At 42.7% G+C, this 8,230-nt stretch carries 5 protein-coding genes, 1 tRNA gene and 1 pseudogene; all 7 read left to right on the top strand.

The genetic code is table 11. The features are described from left to right. A pseudogene (leuB, locus tag GRP75_RS15140) lies at positions 1 to 963 on the top strand (3-isopropylmalate dehydrogenase); the annotation flags it as partial. A gap of 322 nt (positions 964 to 1,285) precedes the next feature. Next, entirely contained in the window at positions 1,286 to 1,825 is a 540-nt protein-coding gene (locus GRP75_RS15135) for a peroxiredoxin (RefSeq protein WP_023987763.1), read from the top strand. Positions 1,826 to 2,085: 260 nt separating this feature from the next. Next, positions 2,086 to 2,502, top strand: a complete 417-nt coding sequence (locus GRP75_RS15130) for a hypothetical protein (RefSeq protein ID WP_013309391.1) — start codon at positions 2,086 to 2,088, stop codon at positions 2,500 to 2,502. Positions 2,503 to 2,839: 337 nt separating this feature from the next. Further along, a complete protein-coding gene (locus GRP75_RS15125; RefSeq protein WP_023987764.1) occupies positions 2,840 to 3,943 on the top strand; it encodes an ATP-binding protein in 1,104 nt (367 codons plus the stop codon). A 341-nt stretch (positions 3,944 to 4,284) separates the two neighbouring features. Next, complete coding sequence (locus tag GRP75_RS15120) at positions 4,285 to 6,426, top strand: bifunctional diguanylate cyclase/phosphodiesterase (protein WP_160789710.1); 2,142 nt, start codon at positions 4,285 to 4,287, stop codon at positions 6,424 to 6,426. A gap of 107 nt (positions 6,427 to 6,533) precedes the next feature. Further along, positions 6,534 to 6,604, top strand: a tRNA-Gly gene (locus GRP75_RS15115). Between the two features lie 310 nt (positions 6,605 to 6,914). Next, on the top strand, positions 6,915 to 7,916 hold the full coding sequence (locus GRP75_RS15110) for a polysaccharide lyase family 1 protein (RefSeq protein ID WP_372238121.1): 1,002 nt from the start codon (positions 6,915 to 6,917) through the stop codon (positions 7,914 to 7,916). Positions 7,917 to 8,230 lie beyond the last annotated feature (314 nt).

Below are 8,230 nucleotides of genomic sequence, written 5' to 3'. Positions count from 1 at the left end.
TAAACGGAGCATGCGCTGTTCGGCGGGATTGCGATTGATAAGAAGGGCACACCATTGCCAGAAGAAACACTGGCAGTATGTCAATCTGCAGATGCTGTTCTGCTGGGAGCGGTAGGAGGACCACAATGGGACAACAATCCAAAGGAACTTCGTCCTGAAACTGGACTGCTGGGCATTCGTAAAGAGCTCGGTCTGTTTTCGAATCTTCGTCCTGCTGTCGTCTTCGACTGCCTCAAGGACGCATCTACATTGAAACCGGAAGTGTTGGAAGGAACGGACCTGATCGTGGTGCGCGAACTGACGGGCGGCATTTATTTCGGCGAGAAGTTCAGACGAGAAAGTCCTCAAGGTGAGGAAGCAGTTGATACTTGTGCATATAATGTAACGGAAGTAGAGCGTATTGTGCGCCAATCTTTCGAAATTGCACAAAAACGTCGCAAAAAACTTGCATCGGTGGATAAGGCTAATGTACTGGAAACCTCCCGTTTATGGCGTGAAGTAGTTAACCGGGTTGCTGTAGACTACTCGGATGTCGAGCTGGAGCATGTATTGGTCGATAACTGTGCCATGCAATTGCTGCGTCGTCCATCTAGCTTTGACGTCATCGTGACGGAAAATATGTTTGGTGACATTCTCAGTGATGAAGCGGCTATGCTGACCGGATCCATCGGCATGCTCTCCTCCGCATCACTTGGACAAGGCAGCTTCGGCCTATACGAGCCGGTACATGGCTCGGCGCCTGACATTGCAGGTCAAGGACTGGCGAATCCCATTGCAACGATTTTGTCCGTTGCTTTGATGTTCCGTCTCACCTTCGGGTACGAGAAGGCAGCTGATGCCATTGAGAAAGCGGTAGCTGAGGTACTGGATGCAGGGCACCGTACGGCAGATATTGCGGTGGATAAATCTCAAGCGATCTCGACAACTCAAATGGGCGATCTGATCGCAGCAGCTATTCGCTAAAAGCTTTGTTAATGTACCCGTTCTGAAAAAAAGCTTCCTATTATATAGTAAGGTTATACAGTACAGCCTTTTCGGCAGATGTTTGGCACAGTAGCTCCTGAGCAATCAGGAGCTACTTGTATATTCAAAAAGTTCAAAATGTGAATAAGTTGTGAATTTTTAAGCTAGTTTAAAATAATTACAAAAAAGTAATGGTTACAATATTGACTTTGATTTCAGCGAATGATAACATTTATCAAGTAAGTTGTTCATTACAATACAGATGATTGAGGAAAGCACATTCGGTGTTTTTCTTACATATTTTAAAGGAGGATTTCATATTATGGCAGAAAGATTGGTAGGAAGACCCGCCCCTGATTTTGCATTGGAAACAGTAACTGGAGACGGTCAAGAATTTGGTTCGGTGAAGCTTTCCGATTACCGTGGCAAGTGGCTCGTATTTTTCTTCTATCCACTGGATTTCACTTTTGTGTGCCCTACGGAAATTACAGCATTGAGCGATGCTGCTGACCAATTCAAAGAGCTGGATACTGAAATTCTGGGTATCAGTGTAGACTCCGTGCACAGCCACAAAGCATGGATTAACACAGCTAAAGAAAACAACGGTCTGGGCAAACTGAACTTCCCATTGGCTTCTGACATCACGAAAAAAACAGCAAGCGATTATGGCGTTCTGATCGAAGAAGAAGGCGTTGCATTGCGCGGCTTGTTCATCATTGATCCAGAAGGCGAATTGAAATATCAAGTGGTTAACCACAACGACGTAGGCCGCAGTGTGGAAGAAACTTTGCGTGTACTGCAAGCTTTGCAATCCGGTGGCTTGTGCCCAATGAACTGGAAACCAGGCGATCAAAATCTATAATATAAGCTTCACAAGTTGAAATTAAACAAGCAAGCCCCCAACTAGCGGTTACTCTGCCGTTATTGGGGGCTTGCTTGCCTGCTCTGTGCAGTGGGAGATGTGAGGATAGCCTGTTTGAATGAGACAATACAGAGTGAAGTAACAAATAATTATGGAAATGTTGTTGTGTTCTGGAGGAATTTTGCCTGATGAAAGCGAATAAGGTAGTGTAGAAGATAAACAAGGCAGAACAGGTTTTGTTCAGAGGAGGCTGAGCCCGGATGAGTTATTGCTGTGGAGCAAGCATGGTAGGAACCAAGGGAACGCTGAAGCATTACCGCACCCAAGTTCATAATGTTCCTTTGCTGTTTTGCCCGGTATGTCGTCGCATTGAAGTTCATTATAAAGTCGAAAATGAGTATGAAATTCTGGCTGAATATGCACATGGAGATGGGGCAACCGAGATTGATTTTCAGGATTATGTCATGGAAGACGATGATACGATATTTGAAAATTGTGTGAATCGTGAAAGTGAAGATGCGTTTGAAATTGTGAAGCGTCAAATTGACATATCCCTGGATTTATTGATGGTAGCCAAACAGATGAATGATGAAAAATGGCAGGGAGAGCTTAAGAGAAGACTGGCCGTTATGAGCCAAAGACGATCCCGGCTTCAACATAATAAGAGCGGCAGTTGACATCCTACACACCAAAGAAGCTCTCAATTCTGGAGAGCTTCTTTGGTGTGTAGGGCGCTTGTTCCTAACGTAATCTTTCATTTTGGTAATGTTGCGCAGATATTATGACGAAAGAAAACAGGATAAAAATGTGGATTCGACACTTTTTCCGATTGACTGCGATCCTTAATCTTGTCTATCATAAAATAAGACTCGAATTGGAAAGAGATGGTCGGATTTCTGTGAAACTGTTTTCTACACCATTGAAGGGTAGTCGATAGATGCCTTTCTCTTCTTCAAGATTATTACGCGTCCGATACGGCCAGTTTGTCATTCCGAAACAAGGGGGAAGCCTGGCATGATCAGTGAATTCCAAGAAGCCTTGCTTGATACCGTGGGAGCTTGTCCTTCCACACAGATCGCCAATAACAAGTATGAAAATGTGCTGGAGAACCTGGATAGTGGTATCATGCTGTTTGACAGTGACGGGGTACTGACCTTTATTAACGTGCAAATGGCGAAATTGCTGGAGCTACCACGGAGTTCGCTAGCAGGTCGCAATTTGATGCAAATTTTGCATCATCCTGAGTTAAGTCGGTTTAAGAAGAAGAAAATCATGCGGATTTATAAAGAAACTATCTTTCATAGAAAGCGCTATCATGAGTTGATTGATGAGTATGGTCGGCATTGGTTGATAACAGTGACCTACGGTGATCAGATGGATGGCGATTTTTTGTTTAGCGTCAAGGATGTGTCGGATTATAAGCAGATTGAGCAGACGGCGTATCAAAACGATAAGCTGGCGATGCTGGGACGCATCTCTGCCTCAATCGCCCATGAAATCCGTAACCCGCTTACCGCAATCCGGGGCTTTATTCAATTGCTTCGACCGCATTTGGTGGAGTTGGGCAGGGATGAGTATGCTCGCATTATATTAACAGAAATTGATCGTGCGAACGACATTATTTATGAGTTCTTAAATTCGTCCAAGCCTTCGGCTCCGCAAAAAACGGCTGTATCTGTGATGGGGCTGCTGAAAGAGGTAGTGATGCTGACAGAAAGCGAAGCATTGATGAAGGGTTGCCAGATTGCATTGGACGAAAATGATGAGCTCATGAAGGTTTCCATTGACGTGAAGCAGATTAAGCAGGTTATCCTCAATATGATTAAAAATGCGATGGATGCCATTGAAAGCATCGGTGGGGAACGAGAGGGCTGCATTGATATCCATACAGTGCTTGAGGGCAATTATGTTCACATTTGTATTGAAGATAACGGATTAGGTATGGATCACAATACATTGGCGCGTTTATTTGATCCTTTTTTTACAACAAAAGAAAGTGGAACCGGATTGGGACTGGCTGTGAGCTATCGAATTATCAAAAATCACGGAGGCTTCATACATGTAGACAGTAAACATGGAAGTGGCACACAATTTAAAATTACGCTTCCTGTAGTTTAATATGGGGAGGTTTTCGCAGAGGGGTCCTGTACATACTATTTCTTTTATGTTGTGCAGCGTTGGGGTATAGGTATCACCTTTTTGGAAAAGGTTGTCTGAAGCGCATAATCTGACAAGATGATGCGCTTTTTTGGTGCTGTAAGCTCGGTTATTTGCGTAAATGCGAAAATGAATTCACGAATTTAAGACAAAAAAATGATTCACCTTTCACAGATTAAATGCTATTATATACCAGAATACAACATTATTTTTGATACTATAGACTTAAACAACGGCTTCCAAAGCTGTCAAACGTCTTAGATGATCGGAATCTCCGATATGCAGGGGGCTGAAGAGGCTGAATGAGTATACGGCTGGAAGTAAAAAAAACGATAGGTATCGGCATTGCTTCGATAGTTTTGTTTGTCTTGGTTCAGTTATTTCACGTAACTTTGAATAAGATATACTCCCATAATGTTTTTTTCTTGTTATATCCGATTGTAGGATTTGCCTGTGCTGCGATTTGTTTTTGTATTTTTTATCAATCCTGGTCCGTTTTACTGGAACAGTTATCTTTGCAGAGGCTTCTTATTGCCCCGACGTTTTTGGTGGCTGGTCTGCTTTACCTTGTTCATATTGTTTCGTTTAGTTTCGTAAGCCTGACGGACTTTGCTTTGTCTCCGGGCATTTCGTTATGGCTGCTGTTTGTAAATCGTGCCTTTACCGCTGTCTTGCTCTTATGTGTTTGTTTCCTCCCGTTTAGCAAGACGAAGTCTGAATACAAAACAGTGGCTTTGTGGGCGGGGATAGGCTGCACTTTGCTGATTCTAGGAGTTATTAAGACATTTGGTGCAGGCTTACCAGATCTACGTATACGATACGAAATAGGCAACCTGGGCTGGACGTTAAATCTGGCTGTGATGTTACTGCTTGTGCTCACTTTTATTTTCGGGGTGAGAAAATATCGGAAAGCCCGCCCGGCAGAGTTGGGCATGTTGCTTATTATTCGTGGGATTGGGCTGTGTGTTGTGAGTCAGTTGTTCTATTTATTTGCTGAGCAAATGAGCGATATTAATCACCTTCTGGGACTTTTGACCAACGCGATAGCATTTTATAATATGTTGAGCGGGCTGGTTCGGTTGATGGTTCTGGTTCCTTATCGTGAAAAGCAGGCAGCAGAATCTGAGTTTAATCACATTGCTTATAATGATGATATAACAGGACTCCCCAATCGTCGTCGCCTTTCCCAACGCTTAGATAAAATATTGCGCAAATCATTAAAATCGGATGAGACAATAGCGCTTTTAGTGCTAAATATTGATCGTTTCAAGGCGATTAATGATTCGCTTGGACATATGGCAGGGAATTATTTGCTGTATGCAGTAGGCGAACGCTTGGGGCATTTTAGCCATGAAGGGGAAGCTGTCTTTAGCATGGGCGGAGATGAATTTGCCTTTCTTCTAACGGGATACGAAGATACAGATGCTATGAGAAATCGTATTGATGATATGGTGAAGCTGTTCGATCAGCCTTTCGATATTGATGGAGAGTCTTATCATGTGACGGTGAGCGTTGGTATAGCTTTATACCCGTTGGATGCGAATCAGAGTGAACAGCTTATTCAGCAGGCGGATACGGCTGTCCATAGTGCCAAAGAGCAGGGAGTGAATTTTCAGCGGTATGCCAGCGCGATGCAGATGCGAGCGCATGAAAGACTCCAGCTGGAAAATGATCTGCGGCGAGCACTTGAAAATGAGGAATTTTCATTGGTGTATCAACCACGTGTCCACCTGCAAAGTGGCGAGCTCACGAGTTTGGAGGCGCTGGTGCGCTGGAATCATCCTCATCGTGGGATGGTGATGCCGGGCGATTTTATTCCGGTGGCTGAAGAAAGTGGTTTAATTGTGCCCTTGGGGGAATGGGTGTTACGGGAGGCTTGTCTGCAAAATAAGCAGTGGCAGGAGCTCGGGTACCCACCAATCCCGATTTCGGTCAATTTATCCATGCGCCAATTTCAGCAAAAAAAGCTGGTGGATGTAATTCGGGGCATTTTGACCTATACGGAACTTGAAGCACGCTATCTAGAGCTGGAGATTACCGAAAGTATGACCTTTGATAAGGATCGGGCCTTTGAACAGTTGAAAAAAATAAAGGCTATTGGTGTCGCAATCAGTATTGATGATTTTGGAACTGGCTATAGCTCATTGCATTATTTGAAGAATCTCCCGATAGATCGTCTAAAAATTGACCGTTCCTTTGTAAATGAGGTACTGGTCGACAGCAAAAATGCGGCAATTGTATCTACTATTGCCTCCATGGCTCACCATTTGAAGCTGAAGGTTACGGCTGAAGGGGTGGAAAATGAGGAGCAACTTCATTTTTTGCAGGCACAGGATTGTCATGAGGGTCAGGGATATTACTTTAGTCGCCCCATTCCGGCAGAAGTCTTTGAAAAATTGTTTTTACGTAAACCTATGAATTGGCTGGCTCAGGATAGTATGTAGTATGCTTGCATTTTGCTGAAAGGTAAGTTATACTAAATAACATCCTGATTCAGCTGGTTGACGATAGGTTAAGCGTGTCATACATAAGAATCGCGATGTTATAAAATGCGGGTGTAGTTCAATGGTAGAACTTCAGCCTTCCAAGCTGATAGCGTGGGTTCGATTCCCATCACCCGCTTACTGTTTTAAGAAGTTCGGAACCCTTGTGACGCAAGGGCTTTTGTTTTATTTGGAGCTAGATAAATACATTATAGCCGGGATGCCAACGGGGTATCACGGCTTTTTTGCGTTCTTACGAACTATTTTTACATTGCTGCACAAAATAAAATATAAAATATTTATCTTATATGCTATAAATAAACAGATAAAAAGAACTATTTACCAATTACTAAAAAATAAGTATAGTCGCATTGTTGGGATTTAACTAAAAAAAGGATGGTGTAGCTGCAATGAGGAAATTTTCTTTTCTGTTTTTAGCATTAACTTTGATGCTGTTTACTTTTCCAGCTAGTTCTACGTTCGCCGCTGCTGATTTTCCAAATACGTCGACGAATGGAATGACTGGTTTTGCCGGACAGGCTAAAAGTGAAAATGGAGCTACGAAGTCTGCCACAACGGGGGGAAAAGGTGGTCAGGTCATCTATATCAATAATCTAAACGATTTGAAAAACCAGTTAGGGGATTCAACCCCTAAAATTCTGGTAATCGAAAAAAATATTTCTGCCTCCTCTAAAACCGTGGTCAACATTGGTTCCAACAAATCACTCATTGGTTCTTACGCGCAAAACAAGCTGGTTAACATTCATTTGAAAACAACAAATAATTCGGGAAATGTGATCTTTCAAAATTTAACTTTTGAGCACAGTGCTAACATTAACGGTAACGATGACATCCAACTTTATCTTACGGCAGGTACAAATTATTGGATTGATCATGTTACATTTGCAGGTCACAATTATAATGCGAATGGCTCGGATTTGGACAAACTTTTGTACATAGGTCAATCGGCTGATTATGTAACCATTAGTAACTCCAAATTTGCCAATCACAAATATGGTCTCATTTTGGGATACCCTGATGATGGCAATAAAAATTATGATGGCATGCCCCATATCACGATCGCCAATAATTACTTTGAAAACTTGCTTGTACGTGGCCCAGGACTTATGAGATATGGATATTTCCATGTTAAAAATAATTATATTAATAATTTCCAGCTTGCTTACACCATTGCTACGAATGCAAGAATCTATTCTGAGTACAACTACTTTGGAAAAGGTAGTGAAAAGGGCGGTATTCTTGATGATAAAGCCAATGGCGAGTTTAAAGATGTGGGGAGTTTACCCGCCATCAACAACCAAAAATCGCGTGTAACCAACTGGAACCCAAGCAAAAACTATAGCTATCAGGTACAGACTCCTGAATATACTAAAGAGTTTGTAACGAAATATGCAGGTTCGTCCAATACAACTTTGGTATTCGGAAAATAACGCGGGTTATTTGCAAATGTGTTGTGATCTGCTATACTGACTGCAAGTAAGTATCCCATGAAAAGGAAGGTAACCATACGTCCGATGAAGTAAGCACACTGATTTTCCCACTTAACTGCACAGTTACTGGCAGGCGGCTGTAAGCTGCAACGGGAGAAGTGTGTCTGAAAATGAATGTAGGGACGTATGCGTTTATTCCGGAACGGGATTTGGCTTATTCGTTTGCGGTGTTATTTTTCATAAGCGTATGTTCTGAAACGATTCATAACAGTCATTCTATATTCCTTGTATGCAAGCCGCAGCCTTCTGCGGCT

It is taken from the genome of Paenibacillus sp. OT2-17 (assembly GCF_009827695.1).
Taxonomy (GTDB): Bacteria; Bacillota; Bacilli; order Paenibacillales; family Paenibacillaceae; genus Paenibacillus; species Paenibacillus polymyxa_B.
The sequence above is the reverse complement of the archived record's forward strand: the minus strand, read 5'-3'. Positions and strand labels throughout refer to the sequence as shown.